The following is a 17,072-nucleotide window of genomic DNA, read 5'->3' on the forward strand; positions in this document are numbered from 1 at the left end:
AGAAGGTTGCTGTCCGTAAGGTTGCCGGGAGTTTGGAAGTGGATTAACATGACATAAGAACTTAGGCGGGGACAGACTCCGAACGAGTACATAGCACGCGACGAAACCGGGCCAACGGGTCACTTGTAATGACGGCCCGGTGGGGAGTGATTACATAGGAATGAAAGTAGATGGCGGGCAGAAGAGATTATTTTTGATTCTTGGCAGCGCCTAATAGGGGGTAAAGGATGTTTATTCAAATTATTGCGGTCGGCAAATTGAAGGAAAAGTATTTGGTGCAAGGTATAGCGGAGTATGCGAAGCGGCTCGGCCCGTACGTGAAGTTTCAAGTTCTCGAGGTACCCGACGAGAAGGCGCCGGAGACGATGAGTGAGGCGGAGGTGCTTCAGGTGAAGGCGCGAGAGGGCGAGCGCCTTCTGGGGTTGGTGAAGAGCGATGCGCATGTCATCGCTCTGGAAGTGGGCGGCGAACTGTGGAGCTCGGAGGAGCTCGCCGCCCACTTGGACAGGCTCGGCACGTACGGGACGAGCCATGTCGTGTTTGTGATCGGCGGCAGCCACGGGCTCGCCGACAGCGTGATCAGCCGCGCGCAGCAGCGGCTGTCGTTCGGGCGCATGACGCTGCCCCATCAGCTCATGCGCCTGGTGCTGGTGGAGCAGATTTATCGCGCGGTGAAGATAAATCGGGGGGAACCGTATCGCCTTTAAGGGTAAAATAAAAAGGGACTTCATCAAGTCCCCGTAGCTGGCTTCTGTTAAGTTGTTCATATAATCCAAGGCAGATGAAGGAACAGGAGCAATGCATTCGCAGTATTTGGCTGTGCGTCTTACAAGCTCTGCCGTGTCGCTGTGGAGTGATTCAACAGTAAAGTCAAAGTGAAGTACAATTCGCTCTATGCGTCGGCTTTCCTTTCTGGACGGCTTGTCCTTGGATATATGGATGCTCTGGATGAGGAGGCGAAGCAAGGCTTTCTGCTCATCTTTGTCGGCGTGATTTAATGCGTCCTGTACCTTTGCGAGCAAGTTATGCAGAGAGTCATAATCGACAGGCTTGTTATCGTACTGTGCTTCACTGACTACAATTTCATCCAAGCGTTTTTGAAGTGAATGCAGCTCGGATTGAGTCGCCAGCAGATCGGGCTTGAAGATATCAGCCAAGTCAGGGTCATTCATAATGCCTTCTTTCAAACTTTTAAGTTTTCTTTGTATCTTGGCAATTTGCTGCTCAACCACCTTCTTTTCATCCAGCAGGGGTAGCTCTGCATTTGCTCGTTGCTGATTGATGTGGTCAACAAGCCTTCTCAAAATGTATGGCTTTACGATGATACGATGCAGCTCATCCATCACTTGCTGCTCAGCGTATTCAGCCTTGATCATGTTGGAGCGGCATACACTCGCTCCTTTATTATGAAACTGTCCGCAGACGTAATAACGATATTGCTCTCCACTGCCTCCCTTGGAGCGTGCAGGAACCATGCCGTGGCCGCAAGCGGGACATTTCAATATTCCGCTAAGAATGTACGGCGTATACGAGCGTGAAGGCTTGTAGGAGCGTTTCTGAATCGCCGAATGGACTCTATCCCATAGCTCCTTCGCTATGATTGGCTCATGGATGCCTTCTGTCAGAATGAAGTCGGCATTTTTTCCTTTGCGTCGTTTTTCAGACCAGTTCTCAACCTGATTGTAGCGAATCTTGCCGATGTAGATCGGATTGTTCAGGATCGTTTTGATGCCGTTGGTAGAGAAGGGCTTGCCCTGCTTGGAACGGTATCCGGCTTCATTGAGTCGTCGTGTGATTGCCTTTAGCCCCAAACCTTGGTCGGCGTAATCAAATATCTTCTTGACGATGATAGCCTCGGATTCATTTACCACAAGCTCTTTGTTGATGTTGTTATAGCCGAGAACAACGCCGCCATTGTATTTTCCTTCGCGGGCTCGCTGCTGTTGTCCGAGCTTCCCTCGCTCGATGATATTGCTTCGTTCCAGTTCTGCAATCATGCCAAACATCTGAAAGGTCATCATGCCAGTAGGTGTTGATGTATCGAAGTTCTCCTTCAAGCTGACAAGTTTGATATTGAAATTGACCAGCGTATCACTGATTTCCAATTGATCACGCAACTTGCGGGCAAGCCTGTCCAGCTTATACAGCATAACGATCTGGAATTTTTGCTGCTCAGCATCCTTTAGCAGTCTAATGAGCTGCGGTCTTCCTTTGATGCTTTTACCGCTGGCTCCCTCGTCAATATACCGCTCCACAATCTCAAGATTGTTCAGCCCTGCATACTTCTCCAGTTCTGCGATCTGTGCGGCGATACTGAAGCCTTCCCTGGCTTGCTCTTCTGTACTCACACGTGCATATATGACCGCTTTAAGCTTGCCCATCCTGCATGTCCTCCTGTTGCTCATATTTGCTCAGAAAATCGTTATAAAATTGATTCCAGTCCGTTATAGGGAACAGAGGGAATGCATTTGGATGTTCAATAGAGGCCTTAAATAATTCAATAGCATGATGCAGTGGTGAAGGATGGTCCGCAATAGCATCATCAAATAAATCCCCTGAACGGCTGTGCATTTCGACTTCGGCAATAAAACGGGCCAGGCAGTCAATAAAGGTCCTGTGATCTACTGTGTTGACAGTATCCTTATTGTAAATAAACCGCATTCTGCCGTTCGGAAAGAGCTGATAAATATAGCATCCGAAATGAAGGTCCGATGGCAAATCGGATTGGCGTTCAGCAGATGAAGATTGTTGAGAAGCAGGTTTTGATTCTGAACAGCCAATCGTGAATGTCTTTATTTCACCCCTATAAAAGTCATCATTCAGAACATCCAGCGAAATGTTTAATTCCTTGGTTAGTCCATAAACAAGCTGATATGAGGGATTTTTTGAATCCCCACGTTCAACGGCGGTAATAGATTGCGGTGTCACTCCCAACCTCTCACTGATCGCTTTCGTTGTATAATCACCTTTTGCGTTGAGTTTGCCGACTTCTTCACGAAAAAAGCGGATACGCTCACCAAGAGTGCTTTCCTTAAGCTTTAGAAATTCAAATGTAGTTATCGGTCTGGAGGCCATGGTCGGCATCCCCTTTCTAATTTTTCTTTACACCAATTATATGTGTTGCTATGATATAAAGCAAATATATTTACTTAGACAAATATAGATGGTGGTGATTGGATGGATATGAAGGACTATATTTATGGTACTGAGCTTCCTGATGAGTTAGACAAAAGCATTGTTGAATTGCAAGAGGAGCAGTACAGGGCTGCGGAGCAATTCCTAAGAAAGCTGGCTTTGCTTGTGGAAGCTGAGATTAAAGAACAGGTTTATCGGCTCTAACAACGGGTGTACAAGATTGACAAGCAAGAGACCTCAATCCCTTGCTACGTCTGGATTTGAGGCCTCTTGATATTTGGAGTGAATTCTCATGTATTTGTATAATAAGCGAAAAATATCAGAGCTATTGAACACAGTCCAAGCTTTAAAGGATATTATAACTGATGATACTGATGATAGCTTTTCATGCCCTTATGATAAGTTGATAATTTGTTCTGAGGAGCTACCGTCGCAGGAGTTTCTCGATATCATAAAGCCTGCAATGTATCAAACTGAAGACGACGAAACGCACTACAGATATAGGTTGGTATATGAGCTTTTCAGTGTGCAGTGGAAGCAGGTGAATCCTAAAGCGGCGACGACCTCAATCATGCTGAATCCATGGAAACACCGGCTCACTCCTGCCGCAGTGCTTAAAATAATTGACTTCATAATAGGCAGCCATCATTTTGCATACGTAGTAAAAAGCGACGACAAGGTTGATTATCTCCATACGATAACCTCAAAAGAACTATCGAAGTGCCTTTTCGTAGGATATCAAAAGAAGCCGCCGACAAACTACATGATGCTAGATCAGACCTTTTTATATGGCAAGAGCAAAGGCCAACAGGTAAAAAATTATGATAAGGCAGAAGAACAGGGGATTTCTGAAATCACATGGACTCGGGTTGAGAAAACGAGAAAGATAAGAGACAAGAACGCAAGACCAACGATATTCCAATTTCTGTTCGATGATCGAGCTGATGCATTAAAGAATATGCTGGTAGTTGATACCGAGAGATTTAGTGGCCGGGATAAAATCATCCGCAGAATAAAGAAATATGGCACTTTTCAGGCAGCATATATGTCTTTAAATGCACAGGAAAAAAGAAAGTTAAGGAACCATGAGGCTTTCAAGAGTCCCAAGATGAACCTGTTTGAAGCATTCAGAACTGATTTAGATATTTGGCTATCTACATCGCCGATCCTAAGGTTAATGAAAATGAACCTTGATGCTGTCGAAAAGAGTTGGAGTAATCAGGATATAAGTTATACAACTGATTTGAAAGTGAATCCGATATGTTCAGAGTACAATCAAATAACCACCTCATTAATTGGTTTTAACAAGGTATACAGTCTGACTAGAAGCAGCCATTTCTCAGAGCATGTTATACCTATATATTAGGGTAGGGAGCCTGTCAAGCCCGAGCGTCAGCGAGTTCATTACAGGTTTGATAGGCGTCTTTCATGTCCGACACTGTGCAGATTCCTTGGCGTTAGCCAAGGGACGCCGCACGGCGAGTGACGGGATGCAAGGGCAGTAGTCCTTGCGTTCCCCTCAGGGGCGGAGGGGTGGTTCGATTTGTATTCATGGTGTTGGGCCGCGAGCGTTAGCGAGCGGCCCTATCCCTTTATTGATACTTCACAATAACACAAGCTACATTAATCCACGTTCTTTCAAGCTGACAAAGATGCCGTCGCCGATGATGATATGATCAAGTAAGTCTACACCTATAACGTCGCCAGCCTCGGATAATCGTTTCGTTAGTTGGATGTCCTCTGCGGATGGAGTCGGATCGCCGCTGGGATGATTATGGCAGACCACGATGGATGCAGACGATCGTTTTACAGCAGCACGAAACACAATAGCAGGGTGAACAATTGCCGTGTTTAAAGAGCCGATGGAGAGCGTCTCGGGTTGTCCGATAACGTGGTTTTTCGTATTCAGGAACAGCGTAACAAAATGCTCTTGCTGAAGATAACGCATCTCCTGCATTAATAAATCGGCGGCATCCTGCGGTTTGCGGATGATTCGCGGCTGGCTGCAAGCAGGCCTGCTTAAACGTTGTGCCAACTGCAACGCTGCGACGATCTGTCGGGCCTTAACCTTGCCGACGCCTTTGATAGAAAGCAACTCTTGCTCGGAAACATTCATTAGCTCTCGTATCGTTGGAAACCGGGTAATGATCTCATGTACTATATAGGAGCCTTCTTTCTCAGCGAAAGCGTTGATCAAAAGAGGTTTGATGGATGACATTTCATATGAATAGTTCACGGCTATTTCCTCCTGAAATGCAAAAAGGAGAAGTCCGATTGGACTCCTCCTATTGCGTGATATGATGATGTTCAGTAAGATGAATATAAGATTATTTTTTGTTGAGTCGCCTCATTTGCTGCGGGCGGCTTCTTTTTTTTATTTCTTCAATCTGCATATGAATCAGAACGACCTTTACAAGAGCCTGAGCATACTTTCTCCCATCTTCTGAGTCTAACCCGGCATTAGTATCCATCCTCTGCATCATGGTTTTCAAGCGATCTCTCTGTGCTTCCAGATATTCAACGTTCTTCATAGTTCACCTCCCTTCAAGGCAATAAAAATAGCCTGTTCGTGTCATCTGACGAAACGGCCATCCGCGTCTCTATGATAATGCTTGAAATCGAAACTACAGCAATTTGCAAAATCCTTATGCCTTCATATGTGTTGCAGACGATTGAACAGTGTAGCGAATCAATGTTGTGACCTGTCCGTTGTACAGGGCGACGATTGCGTAATAGTCAGTATCCAGTTGTACACTGTAGATAAAACCTTTCTGGTCACAAAACCCTAAATATTCCTTGGAACTGTTGCATTTGAAGGATTGATAATTCATTGTCCCATCTTCCTTTCTGAATATAGTTAGATTAAGACTTGGCGATACGATTACGATATCGTTGTAACTGCCGAGGGAATTCACGTTCGAAGTAAGCAACCATCCAGCGAGCGGCAGTCCCTTCATCCACTTGGTACATCCGGCGGCAATAGGCAAACAGCACTATCCCGGCCATGCGGATGCCCCCATTCATGACAAGTTGCTTCAACAGTTCTTCCATCTCCACTGGCAAGCCCTTCTTAACAGCCATCTGCATTCATCTCCTTTCTTGTCTGGCGTCATCTCACAGCCAGTAATTTGATCTCTGTCAGGCAACGACAAATAGCCCGCTCATTAAGCAAGCAGGCTAAGTCGTTCAAGCAATATTGTCCTCAAACAAAAAAAGACTGCGATCCACTGAATCAACAGCAGAAAGCAGCCCTTGGAAATAGGGGTGGGGCATGAAACGGAAGACCCGGGTACTCTATATATAAACGGTGGTACTGCCCCAAAATATATGCAATTTTTAATTTCATATAGACTCGACTATTTCTTTTGACCATCAACCGTATTGATGAAGTCTTTGGCGACGCGATGAATGAACTTTACTTCATTAATATTGCGATCATGCATCAACGCACGTAATGCTTCAATGACCATTCGCTTCTCAACAAGTTCATTCTCAATTTGCGTACTGTCGAACTTGAAAATTTCAAATGGAGCAACGTCCAGAGATACGACTATCTTCTCAAGAGTTTCGAGTGAAATGTTTCGTTCTCCTCGTTCCACATCACTGATATAACTCAATTGCAAATTTGACTTCTCAGCAAGCTCTTGTTGCGTAAGCCCTCTTGCTTTCCTAATATATCGAATTTGTTCGCCTACAAGTTTTATAAAATCTGACACCCGCATCACCTCTAGGACTAGAGTAGAGAAGATGATGCATCATTACTTTATCATCAAACTAGAAAAAATGATTACAAATAAACCTAAAAGTTAATATAATGAAAGTACAGAAATAATCACCCACAATCTGACTTGATTCTTCTTTTGAACTAGTCCAATATGCCTATATGGGACAATTCCAATATTCCCCGATCTATTAATATTAGCAATTGAAGATTAACCCAATACACTAATGGAGGGACCAAGAGTGCCGGATTTATATTCTACTTTGTTTGACTTGATTGAAGCTCGTAATCAACACTTACAATCACTAAATATATCAGAGGGGGTCACAGGGGACACGGAGTTGAGGACGCTCAACGGCGAAATGATTGGCGAGCTTCATGAAGGTGTTTTAGGGCAATTAGACATAACTTTTGGTGACGAGTCTGCGACAATTACTGATAACGTCATGAGTGGCAGTAAGATTGATTTTGGTAATGGCGATGTTTTCAACAGCTATGAGAATGTATATGGCGGTGAAACATTCCGCAGCCTTACCGATGTGGTGGGCTATACGCAACCAAATTCTATTTCCGGCGGAATTGACCTTTATAATGGCAACTATGAGAAGGTTGCCAGTTTATCTAATCCCGATATGTTTGGATACACGGACTTTTCCTATTCTTCCATACTGACTGATATAAGTGAATTGGACTTTACGGCACAGAATTGGTCGCTGTTTGATAGTACTTATGATTTTGTTGTTGATTTGGATAACGGTGATACGATGGCAGACATCTTAAGCATGATTGCTGATTGGAGTTAATGCTAATGAATACTATCGCTGCCCAGTTCAGTAACCCTAAGGAACAATTTAACCAGCTGCTGGCTGCGTTTAACAACCATTTCCCGGCTCATGTGGCTGATGAGATAGCCGCATTTATTTATAAGATGCGAGATGATAAGTATGATATAATCCAGCAAATTGTAGACAATCGGTTTAATCCGATCAAGGAGTTGACTCAAAGAAACGATCCCAAACTGGATCGGAAAATGAGGGTTATTCTGTTTATAAAGAAAACAAATCCGAACGAATTGGCAAAGGACATTCGGAATATAGTATCTCTTGACAGTTTTTTTGATGAATATAACCGTTTCATTGAAACACTGACATCTAGAGATCAAGGTAAAGGTTTTTTAAAATATCAACTTGATCCGCAGCTTAAGCATTTCATTCAATCAGGCATTTATTCAGCAGCCGATAAAGCCGTTAAAGCTCTTGAGGAATATGCTCGATCTATCAAAGAATTCTCAGATTTGCTTCACAAAATTAAAAACAGTGTGGGGGAAAAAGCATTTCTTAGGATGGGGGCATCAATTTTAGGGGGAATGGCGGCAGGAGTTGTTGGTTCAATTATTGCTAGAGAAATTACTTCTTCATTAACGAGCGATGAGGACAAGATAATTCAATCGACAAATCAAATATTTATAAAGTGGGAGCAATTCTTAGATGTATTTGATGATCTGGTAAGAAATTATGAGTATGGATATTTACATATTGTTGCGACGTTATTTGGTGGAACTTTGTTGCAATATGATAAAGGGCTTCGAAAGGCAAATTTACATATTGATCAACTCTCAATGGGGGACTACAACTTCTCAGTAAGTTTCACAGAGGTTCAACTTCACAAAGTGCGGTCCTGGGCTGAGAACTCTGTTAATGAGATTAAAAGCTATATAAAACAACGGAATAGGGATAAAGCACTTTATGCAAGTAGTCGGTTCTATCAAGCTGTGCAAGGAAACTCCGTACTTAGAGAAGTGCCTTATAGTGAGCAGTATAGTTTAATTTACATGGCAAACATGTACAAGTATGCTGCACTTGTTATGAAGGCTGTTGATCTTAAAGCGAATGATGAAGTTGCATTTTTGGCCATGATTACTGAGATTTATAAGCAGATGCCTTATATGGTTTACGATAACGATTTAAAGGCACTTGATGTTCCGGAGCAAACAGATATCATTCTGGAATGGATCTGTTTAAGTTTGAAACATGGTCAGGATCATGATCTAAGGGCTCTTTTAGACTACGGATTATCTATGTTGAGTCGGAATGTAAATATCGAGTTTTATAACGGTGAGCAGGGGTATGAGCCTGGAGCAATTGATCTGGAAACCATATTATATGTACTTGCACACTTCCTAAACGAGAATCAAAAATATGAGCATTCACTGATACAGCGATTCACTGATCATAAATACTTCCCTGGCCTTTCATCTCTCAAGGAGTTGCAAAAGAGGTATTCGGCCTTTAGTAGCAAGGATGCGTTTTATAAGTTTGTTACCAAGGTATTTAGCCTAACAGCATCGTTTAACACCCAAAAACCTATTATTAGAAATAAATCTAGAAGTTTGCTAGCTTTGACACTACTGCTCCTATTAGTTGGATATTTGGGGTACTCCCAACAGGATAAAATACACACTTGGCTGATGTCATTTAAACAAGATGCCGCGGAAGAGGCTCCTTCCATTTTAACCGCAGATGGGGATATTCGCTATTTAATCGTAACGACAGATCAAGCTAACATCCGGGTTGAACCATCTCTTAATTCGAAACCTGTCACTGTTGTAAATCAATATGATCGACTTGAATATGCGGATGAAGAACGCGAAGATAATGACGGACGTCTATGGTATAAAGTTATTTTTTCTGGCGGACGTACTGGATGGATTAGCGGTAAAACGGTGCAATGGACGAATGATTGAAAGGCACATCAATAGCCAGGAAAGGAATGAACAAGTGTATGCAACAATTTGTCAGGACGATAAATACATCGGATGCTTTCAAGATAAAAATGGAACAGCTAGAGAAGGACTTGAAGCATAAAACAGAGCCCATGAAAGCCAAGCTCAAGAGCTTGGAGAAGGAATATGAGCAATATAAGGATGTAGCTTTAGGGACTGAAGTCGGTGGGGGGTTATTGGGTTTCTTCGGTTCACTGGCTAAGGTTGTCGGGACGCTTATTTTTTTCTTTAGCGTTGTTTCCGGATTGGTTGATGAGGAAGCTTTACAACACTATTTTGCTGCTATCGCAGGGGTAGCTATTCTTGGAATTGTGGTCTTTTTATTCGGGATCAAATGGAAACGAAAGGCCAATAACATGATCAATCAAACAAGCAAAGCAGCGGCAACAAGAAGCGGAAGAGAAGAGAAAGATTCTCAGGAAAGAGATTGATGATCTCCGGGATGAAATTGTTGGGGAGCATAAGCAGTATGAAACGTTAATAAATGAGACCAAAAGAAATTACGAGCAACACATGCTCAATCAACAAGAGTTGATAACCAGTGAGGTTGAAAGCCTTAGGCAATACAACAACAGCGGTTATGATACTAAAGAATGTCCTCAATGTGCAGAGATTGTAAAGGCAAAAGCGAAGATATGCCGCTTCTGTAATTACAAGTTTGAGGAAAGTGTATAAAAAGACGATATTCCAATGTTACAAATCATGGAGGTCATTGCTTAATAAGAAGACGGAAGGGCGTTGTGATGGGGAACAAAGCATCATATTTATAGAGAATCCCGATCAATACGCCATTCTGTCAGGAAGAAGGCAGGAAAAGGTTTATACGGAGTGGTAAAGAACCATAATCGGCATATGGTACGATGGACATGAAATGGTTTATCGTACCAACTGGTGTATGAGTTGGTCGCCGGCAGGCGGGAGGATGTTGAAAGAGTAAGAGAGCAGTTGTTGTATGGGCTGCTCTCTTTATTTGTTTCATTCAAAGGCTGTCTCGCCATTATTTCATTTATGGTAAGGGTGATTATGAATGATACGGAACGCTCGATAAAGCTGCTCAATCATAATAGTTGCTTTAAGTCCTGTGTCCATCTCCATTTGACTCAGCGTGAGCTTCTCATCGTATTGGGCGGTTTCCGAACCGATGATAATGGACACATCTGACGTTCCCGATACTCCTAAATCATTGATCTTGGATGCAAGTTCCTCTGAGGACAAGGATTGCTTGGTGTTGGTCACAAGTATCTTATAGCTACTGTCGCTAAGCTTCTTCCCAAGCTGTTCTTCCCTTTTTAGATGAATCAGTTTAATGGTGGAGTATCGGCCTAGCCGTTTTTCGTATTCCTTAATAGCCTCAAGGTAGAACTTCTCTATTTTCTCGCTGATTGTGTAAATTGTGAATTTCATAATAGGCTCCTCATTTCATGGATAGCTGATTGGCCGTAGATTACTAGCTAGGGTCAAATACACCGTCTTTGATGTAAGTTCTACAATATGATTCTTAGTAAAATATAGTTTAGTAGACTCACTCCTACAGGAATTTAGGAGTATAATGTAAAATTAATATAGGTGTACTAGCTGCAAGGAAGAGAGGTTGATTATGGAGGTAATAAATAATATTGATAAACTCCTTGGAGACGATCTCAAACACTCCATTAAAAAAGGATCAAAGCTGTCCATAGCAGCATCATGTTTTTCAATATATGCATACGAAGCCTTACTGAAAGAACTGAATCAGGTGGATGAAGTACGCTTCATCTTCACTTCGCCTACATTTGTTGCTGATAGCTTTAATAAGGAAAAACGCGAGTTCTACATACCTAAGCGGAGCCGCGAGAAGAGTTTATACGGAACAGAGTTTGAGATACGGCTCAGGAATGAAATGACACTAAAATCAATTGCAAAAGAATGCGGCGACTGGATACGTCAGAAGGTCACTTTCAAGTCTAACCGCACTTCTGGTGCCATGCAAGGAATGTTGAACTTGCAAGCATCCGATAGTACAACCACGTACATGCCGGTGGATGGCTTTACGACTGTTGATCTTGGTTATGAAAAAGGCAATGCTCTGTCCAAGATGGTCAACAAATTCACTGAAGCTCCATTTACAAAAATGTATTTCGACTTGTTCAATCAGGTATGGAACGACAAAAGCAAGCTTGAAGATGTCACGAATCAAGTAGCTGAACACATCTCATCCGTTTATAAAGAAAACTCGCCTGAGTTCATCTACTACGTCATTTTGTATAATATCTTCAATGAGTTCTTGTCAGATATTACAGAAGACATACTGCCGAACGAAGCAACAGGCTTCAAAGAAACGGAAATCTGGAAGCGGCTTTATCACTTTCAGAAAGATGCAGTGCTCGGTGCCATTAACAAGCTAGAGAAATACAATGGCTGCATCCTTGCGGACAGCGTCGGTCTTGGGAAAACATTCACCGCTCTTGGCATTATTAAGTATTACGAGCTTCGCAACAAGTCGGTCTTGCTGCTATGCCCGAAGAAGCTTGGTGATAACTGGCTCACGTACAAACAAAACGTGACCAACAACATCTTGTACGCCGACCGTCTGCGATACGATGTGCTCTACCACACGGACATTTCTCGTGAGAGAGGCAAGTCCAATGACATTCCGCTCGACAGATTGAACTGGGGCAACTATGACCTGCTCGTCATCGACGAATCGCACAACTTCCGCAATAACGAAGCGAAGAAGGACAAAGAGACCCGGTATCAGAAGCTGATGCGGAAAGTGCTCAAGAGCGGTGTAAAAACGAAAGTGCTGATGTTGTCGGCAACCCCGGTGAATAACAAGTTCATGGATCTTCGTAATCAGCTTGCTCTGGCGTATGAGGGGAATCCCGAAGAGATCAACAACAAGCTTGGCACGGAGCGGGGCATCAACGACATCTTCAAACGAGCTCAGTCTGCCTTCAATCAGTGGTCTAAGCTGGATGCCGCTGAACGGACGACGGAGACGCTGCTGGGTATGCTTGACTTTGATTTCTTCGAGCTACTGGACAGTCTGACCATCGCTCGCTCCCGCAAGCACATTCAGAAGTATTACAAAGCAGAGGAGATCGGCGAATTTCCCAAGCGATTGCCTCCTTTATCCAAGTTCTGCAATCTGACAGACAGGACAGATGTCATCGGCTATAATGATATTTTTATGGAGTTGTCCAGAATCAACCTCGGCATCTATGCTCCGTTCAAGTACATTCAACCGAGTCGCTTGCGACTGTATGAAGAAATGTACGATACGAGTGTAAAAGGCGGAAGCGGGAGCTTCAAACAATTGGACCGGGAAGGCAGCTTGCAGCTCCTGATGCGGATCAATTTGCTTAAACGGTTGGAGAGCTCCGTAGAATCCTTCCGGTTGACGCTGTCCAAGATTATATCCAAGCTCGGTCAGACATTGGAGAGAATTGAGGCTTATCAGCGAAGCGGAAAATCAGATGCGGTTGGATACACGGAGATTGAAGATGCCAGTCTCGATGATGACGATTGGTTGGACGATGACTTTACAATCGGGGACACCATCAAGATCAGTCTATCCGATATGGACGTGCTTCGATGGAAAGAAGATTTGATGAGTGATCACCAAATTCTATCTGCTCTTCACGAAGAGATGCAGAAAGTATCGCCCGAGCATGACGAGAAGCTGAATGCCTTGAAACAAGTCATCGATGATAAAATCAGACAGCCAATCAATCCGGGAAATCGTAAAGTGATCATCTTTAGTGCATTTACAGATACCGCGGCGTATTTGTACAATCATCTATCTGTGTACATGAAGTCGAAATACAACATCGATACCGCTAAAATTGTCGGCAGCGATGAGAACAAGAATACCGCCGGACTTCGGAACGACATCAGCACATTACTCACCTGCTTCTCGCCGCGATCCAAGGAGAAGAAGCTGACGATGCCGGATGTCGATGGCGAGATCGATCTGCTCATTGCGTCCGATTGCATCTCCGAGGGGCAAAACTTGCAGGACTGCGATTTTCTCATCAATTATGATATTCACTGGAATCCGGTACGAATCATCCAGCGGTTTGGACGAGTTGATCGAATCGGCTCGCAAAACAAATCCATTCAGTTAGTAAACTTCTGGCCCAACATGACGCTGGATGAATACATTCAATTGAAAGAACGGGTCGAGAATCGCATGGTCATCATGGATATGACGGCAACTGGCGACGACAATGTTCTGTTTAATCAGTCCAGTGATCTAGAATACCGGAAGCAGCAGCTTAATCGCTTGCAGAAAGAAGTCGTCGATCTGGACGACATGAACACCGGAGTATCCATTACGGATTTAGGTCTTAATGATTTCCGCATGGATTTGGTGAACTACGTCAAAGAGAATGGCGAACTGGATACCGTTCCTAGCGGACTGCATGCTGTTGTTTCTGCTGATGAAGACAATGGAGTGCAGCCAGGCGTCATATTCGTTCTTCGCAATGTGAATGAAGAACTGAACCCGGACAAGCAGAATCGCTTGCATCCTTTCTACCTGGTCTACTTGAGTGACGATGGTGAAGTCGTCACCAATCATATGGATGTCAAGAAGACACTCGATGTTCTGCGTGCCCTTTGCAGAGGCCAATCTGAACCTGTCTTGGAGGCATGCCGCAGCTTCAATCAAGCGACGAAAGACGGGAGGAAGATGGATGCCTATTCCATGCTGCTTGAGGAAGCGATCCGCTCTATTGTACAGGTGAAGGAAGAAGGCGATCTGGATAGCTTGTTCAGTTCGGGCGGCACAACGGCTTTAATCGATTCGGTCAAAGGACTTGAAGACTTTGAACTCATTACCTTTGTCGTTATTCGGCAGGTGGATGCATGATGTTCAAGCTACCATCAAGCACACTTGTGAATCGCAAAATACCGAAAAATAAGTTCTATGAGAAGCTTCATGCCAATCAACATCTAAAGGAACTGTTTACCGAGCAAGTCGAGTCGATCATCTGGAAGCACAAACTATCCAAAGAGACGATTCGCCTCGAACCGAAAGATGACATTGAGGAAGTTCAGGTGTTTGAGGTTCACTTGAAAGAGCGAGCCTACTCACTTGATTTGTTGCGGAGCATCGACAAGGCGATTCCTTACCCTATACTGCACGTCATTATATACGAAGATCAGGCAAAACTCGCAATCGCCTACAAGGAGCGGAATCAGACCGATGATAACCGCTCCGTTGTACGTTCCTATCACGAATCGGAATGGCAGCCTGTAGAAGAATTGAAGCTGGACATCATTCAAGGACTTGATCTAAAAGCTGTCTACGAGAACATCATTCGTCAACTTCTACCGATGAATTCGAACCCGGAAATCGAGCTTACGGCCATTCTGGAACGACAAGCTCGCATAGATAAGCTGATACAAGAATGCCAGCGGCTAGAAGCTAAGATTCGTGGCGAAAAGCAGTTTAATCGTAAGGTCGAATTAAATATAGAACTGCAACGTAAACGCAAAGAATTGAATCAACTTCTCAACTAAGTAACGGGAGGTCTAACCAAAACATGAACCATCTAAAGATGAAATCAACCGATCTGACTCAGGTCAATATCAACAAGATTGCGGAACTGTTTCCCAACGTAATTACAGAAGCAAGAGATGAACAAGGAAAGATTAAACGTGCGATTGATTTTGATTTGTTAAGACAGGAGCTATCCGACTACCTTGTTGAAGGGGAAAAGGAACGGTATCAATTGACTTGGCCAGGGAAGAAGGAAGCAATACTACATGCCAATGTTCCGATCGATAAGACATTATTGCCAGTAAAACAGGACAGTGTAAATTGGGATATTACACAAAACATATATATTGAGGGCGATAATTTTAAGGTATTGAAATTATTGCAAGAATCGTATTTGAACAAAGTGAAATGTATTTACATTGATCCTCCGTACAATACAGGAAAAGATTTTATTTATATAGATGATTATAAGGTACCATTAGAAGAATACCTAGAAGACTCCGGACAAATCGATGACGATAGAAACAGACTATTTCAAAACACTGAATCAAATGGTCGGTTTCACAGTGATTGGTTATCCGAAATGTACCCAAGGATAAAAATTGCCAGAGATTTATTAAGGGAAGATGGGCTCATATTCATTAGCATTGATGATAACGAAATGACAAACATGAAAAAGCTTTGCGATGAATTATTTGGTGCATCTAACTTTGTCGCTAATCTAATATGGGCAAATAAAGAGGGTGGTGGAGGATCTGATAGTAAGTATTTTAGAGTTAAGCATGAGTATATATTGTGTTACGCCAAATCTATAGAAAGTTTGGTTATTAAAGGCGTTGGAATATCAAATGAAGATAGATATACAATGCAAGATGAATATGTAAAAAGACGGGGTAAGTATTACCTTCAAAAATTAAATCAGGCGAGTATCCAATATTCATCATCGTTAGATTATCCAATCAGTGCACCTGATGGAACATTATTATACCCTGCTATCGGGGGTAAGCAGGCTTGTTGGAGATGGTCTGAAGCCAAAGTGAAATGGGGACAGGAAAATGGGTTTATAGTAATGAAAAAGGACAGTCAGGGGGATTGGCAGGTATATAGTAAGCAATATATGAATGTTGATAATAATGATAAGCCAATAGTGAGGACGAATCGGCCTCTTGGTTTAATAGAAGAATATTCAAGTACTCAGGCATCTAAAAAGCTAGAATCTTTGTTTAATGCGAAAGTATTTGACTATTCAAAGCCGCACGAGTTAATCCATTATTTGTTATCATTGGCAACTGAAGAAAATGATATTGTGCTAGACTTTTTTTCTGGATCAGCAACGACAGCCCACGCAGTAATGCAACTTAATGCAGAAGACCAAGGGAATCGTAGATTCATTATGGTTCAACTTCCTGAAAAAACGACCGAAACCTCCGAGGCTTATAAAGCGGGCTATGTAACCATATGCGAAATCGGCAAAGAACGCATCCGCCGTGCTGCAAAGAAGATCAAAGAAGAAACTGGAGCGAACATAGACTATGGCTTCCGTGTATACCGACTAGACTCTAGCAACATGAAAGACATCTATTACACGCCTGACCGACTTGGCCAAATGAATCTGGATGATATGGCGTCGAACATTAAAGAAGACCGTACTGGGGAAGACTTGCTGATTCAAGTGATGCTGGAGTGTGGACTAGAGCTTTCATTGCCGATGGAATCCAAAGTAATCGAAGGTAAGACCGTCCACTACGTTGCAGGCAACTCCTTAATCGCTTGCTTTGATGACGAGGTGTCCGAGTCGGTTATCAAGAAGATTGCAGAGGATCAACCGCTTCGCGTTGTTTTCCGTGACAGTTCGTTCCGGGATGATTCTGCTCGAATCAATGTTGAAGAACTGTTCAAGCTACTCTCCCCAAGCACTGAAATTCAAGTGCTGTAAGGAGGGTGATCAG

General features: G+C 43.2%; 16 protein-coding genes and 1 pseudogene. 10 read left to right on the plus strand and 7 right to left on the minus strand.

The window, feature by feature from the left end:
• Positions 1 to 227 precede the first annotated feature (227 nt).
• The gene (gene rlmH, locus V3851_RS11805; RefSeq protein ID WP_331847051.1) at positions 228 to 707 is read left to right on the plus strand and encodes a 23S rRNA (pseudouridine(1915)-N(3))-methyltransferase RlmH; all 480 of its coding nucleotides are present in this window, start codon (positions 228 to 230) and stop codon (positions 705 to 707) included.
• 636 nt (positions 708 to 1,343) lie between these two features.
• On the opposite strand, the pseudogene V3851_RS11810 reads toward rlmH, so the two are convergent.
• Both V3851_RS11810 and V3851_RS11815 read right to left on the minus strand, forming a co-directional pair.
• Positions 1,344 to 2,405, minus strand: a pseudogene (locus V3851_RS11810) (recombinase family protein); the annotation flags it as partial.
• On the minus strand, positions 2,368 to 3,075 hold the full coding sequence (locus V3851_RS11815; RefSeq protein WP_331846741.1) for a helix-turn-helix domain-containing protein: 708 nt from the start codon (positions 3,073 to 3,075) through the stop codon (positions 2,368 to 2,370). The gene V3851_RS11815 and the pseudogene V3851_RS11810, both read right to left, overlap by 38 nt.
• 102 nt (positions 3,076 to 3,177) lie before the next feature.
• Here V3851_RS11815 and V3851_RS11820 point away from each other — a divergent pair, with 102 nt between their 5' ends.
• Both V3851_RS11820 and V3851_RS11825 read left to right on the plus strand, forming a co-directional pair.
• On the plus strand, positions 3,178 to 3,339 hold the full coding sequence (locus tag V3851_RS11820) for a hypothetical protein (protein WP_331846742.1): 162 nt from the start codon (positions 3,178 to 3,180) through the stop codon (positions 3,337 to 3,339).
• Positions 3,340 to 3,427: 88 nt separating this feature from the next.
• Positions 3,428 to 4,501: a hypothetical protein gene (locus tag V3851_RS11825; RefSeq protein WP_331846743.1), complete on the plus strand. Its 1,074-nt coding sequence runs from the start codon at positions 3,428 to 3,430 to the stop codon at positions 4,499 to 4,501.
• Positions 4,502 to 4,753: 252 nt separating this feature from the next.
• Here V3851_RS11825 and radC read toward each other — a convergent pair whose 3' ends face one another.
• The 4 genes from radC to V3851_RS11845 form a co-directional block, all read right to left on the minus strand.
• The gene (gene radC, locus V3851_RS11830; protein WP_331846744.1) at positions 4,754 to 5,371 is read right to left on the minus strand and encodes a RadC family protein; all 618 of its coding nucleotides are present in this window, start codon (positions 5,369 to 5,371) and stop codon (positions 4,754 to 4,756) included.
• Positions 5,372 to 5,462: 91 nt separating this feature from the next.
• Complete coding sequence (locus V3851_RS11835) at positions 5,463 to 5,666, minus strand: hypothetical protein (protein ID WP_331846745.1); 204 nt, start codon at positions 5,664 to 5,666, stop codon at positions 5,463 to 5,465.
• Positions 5,667 to 5,997: 331 nt separating this feature from the next.
• Positions 5,998 to 6,216, minus strand: a complete 219-nt coding sequence (locus tag V3851_RS11840; protein WP_331846746.1) for a hypothetical protein — start codon at positions 6,214 to 6,216, stop codon at positions 5,998 to 6,000.
• 275 nt (positions 6,217 to 6,491) lie between these two features.
• The gene (locus V3851_RS11845; RefSeq protein WP_331846747.1) at positions 6,492 to 6,857 is read right to left on the minus strand and encodes a helix-turn-helix domain-containing protein; all 366 of its coding nucleotides are present in this window, start codon (positions 6,855 to 6,857) and stop codon (positions 6,492 to 6,494) included.
• Positions 6,858 to 7,098: 241 nt separating this feature from the next.
• Between V3851_RS11845 and V3851_RS11850 the strand changes: the two genes are divergently transcribed.
• The 4 genes from V3851_RS11850 to V3851_RS26970 all read left to right on the plus strand — a co-directional run bounded on the left by V3851_RS11850 (position 7,099) and on the right by V3851_RS26970 (position 10,313).
• Complete coding sequence (locus tag V3851_RS11850; RefSeq protein ID WP_331846748.1) at positions 7,099 to 7,659, plus strand: hypothetical protein; 561 nt, start codon at positions 7,099 to 7,101, stop codon at positions 7,657 to 7,659.
• Positions 7,660 to 7,664: 5 nt separating this feature from the next.
• Positions 7,665 to 9,599: an SH3 domain-containing protein gene (locus V3851_RS11855; protein ID WP_331846749.1), complete on the plus strand. Its 1,935-nt coding sequence runs from the start codon at positions 7,665 to 7,667 to the stop codon at positions 9,597 to 9,599.
• A 38-nt stretch (positions 9,600 to 9,637) separates the two neighbouring features.
• Positions 9,638 to 10,069 carry a hypothetical protein gene (locus V3851_RS11860; RefSeq protein ID WP_331846750.1) on the plus strand — a complete coding sequence of 144 codons (432 nt, stop codon included), beginning with the start codon at positions 9,638 to 9,640 and terminating at the stop codon, positions 10,067 to 10,069.
• 82 nt (positions 10,070 to 10,151) lie between these two features.
• Positions 10,152 to 10,313 (plus strand): zinc ribbon domain-containing protein, encoded by a 162-nt coding sequence (locus tag V3851_RS26970; protein WP_414859300.1) that lies wholly within the window; start codon positions 10,152 to 10,154, stop codon positions 10,311 to 10,313.
• Between the two features lie 327 nt (positions 10,314 to 10,640).
• On the opposite strand, the gene V3851_RS11865 is transcribed toward V3851_RS26970, so the two are convergent.
• The gene (locus V3851_RS11865) at positions 10,641 to 11,042 is read right to left on the minus strand and encodes a 23S rRNA (pseudouridine(1915)-N(3))-methyltransferase RlmH (RefSeq protein WP_331846751.1); all 402 of its coding nucleotides are present in this window, start codon (positions 11,040 to 11,042) and stop codon (positions 10,641 to 10,643) included.
• Positions 11,043 to 11,610: 568 nt separating this feature from the next.
• Here V3851_RS11865 and V3851_RS11870 point away from each other — a divergent pair.
• Genes V3851_RS11870 through V3851_RS11880 form a run of 3 tightly spaced genes read left to right on the plus strand, consistent with a single transcriptional unit; the run spans position 11,611 to position 17,059 of the window.
• On the plus strand, positions 11,611 to 14,490 hold the full coding sequence (locus V3851_RS11870) for a helicase-related protein (RefSeq protein WP_331846752.1): 2,880 nt from the start codon (positions 11,611 to 11,613) through the stop codon (positions 14,488 to 14,490).
• Entirely contained in the window at positions 14,487 to 15,143 is a 657-nt protein-coding gene (locus V3851_RS11875; protein WP_331846753.1) for a DUF4391 domain-containing protein, read from the plus strand. Before V3851_RS11870 ends, V3851_RS11875 begins: the two co-directional genes overlap by 4 nt.
• Before the next feature lie 23 nt (positions 15,144 to 15,166).
• Positions 15,167 to 17,059, plus strand: a complete 1,893-nt coding sequence (locus V3851_RS11880; RefSeq protein ID WP_331846754.1) for a site-specific DNA-methyltransferase — start codon at positions 15,167 to 15,169, stop codon at positions 17,057 to 17,059.
• The last annotated feature ends 13 nt before the right edge of the window (positions 17,060 to 17,072 follow it).

The sequence above is a fragment of the Paenibacillus haidiansis genome (genome assembly GCF_036553665.1).
In the GTDB taxonomy this organism is placed as follows: Bacteria; Bacillota; Bacilli; order Paenibacillales; family Paenibacillaceae; genus Fontibacillus; species Fontibacillus haidiansis.

Bases quoted from the DNA above. Each gene is read 5' to 3' on its own strand.
- rlmH (WP_331847051.1), top strand. From the start codon at position 228: ATGTTTATTCAAATTATTGCGGTCGGCAAATTGAAGGAAAAGTATTTG.
- V3851_RS11815 (WP_331846741.1), bottom strand. From the start codon at position 3,075: ATGGCCTCCAGACCGATAACTACATTTGAATTTCTAAAGCTTAAGGAA.
- V3851_RS11820 (WP_331846742.1), top strand. From the start codon at position 3,178: ATGGATATGAAGGACTATATTTATGGTACTGAGCTTCCTGATGAGTTA.
- V3851_RS11825 (WP_331846743.1), top strand. From the start codon at position 3,428: ATGTATTTGTATAATAAGCGAAAAATATCAGAGCTATTGAACACAGTC.
- V3851_RS11835 (WP_331846745.1), bottom strand. From the start codon at position 5,666: ATGAAGAACGTTGAATATCTGGAAGCACAGAGAGATCGCTTGAAAACC.
- V3851_RS11840 (WP_331846746.1), bottom strand. From the start codon at position 6,216: ATGGCTGTTAAGAAGGGCTTGCCAGTGGAGATGGAAGAACTGTTGAAG.
- V3851_RS11845 (WP_331846747.1), bottom strand. From the start codon at position 6,857: ATGCGGGTGTCAGATTTTATAAAACTTGTAGGCGAACAAATTCGATAT.
- V3851_RS11855 (WP_331846749.1), top strand. From the start codon at position 7,665: ATGAATACTATCGCTGCCCAGTTCAGTAACCCTAAGGAACAATTTAAC.
- V3851_RS11860 (WP_331846750.1), top strand. From the start codon at position 9,638: ATGCAACAATTTGTCAGGACGATAAATACATCGGATGCTTTCAAGATA.
- V3851_RS26970 (WP_414859300.1), top strand. From the start codon at position 10,152: ATGCTCAATCAACAAGAGTTGATAACCAGTGAGGTTGAAAGCCTTAGG.
- V3851_RS11865 (WP_331846751.1), bottom strand. From the start codon at position 11,042: ATGAAATTCACAATTTACACAATCAGCGAGAAAATAGAGAAGTTCTAC.
- V3851_RS11870 (WP_331846752.1), top strand. From the start codon at position 11,611: ATGTTGAACTTGCAAGCATCCGATAGTACAACCACGTACATGCCGGTG.
- V3851_RS11875 (WP_331846753.1), top strand. From the start codon at position 14,487: ATGATGTTCAAGCTACCATCAAGCACACTTGTGAATCGCAAAATACCG.
- V3851_RS11880 (WP_331846754.1), top strand. From the start codon at position 15,167: ATGAACCATCTAAAGATGAAATCAACCGATCTGACTCAGGTCAATATC.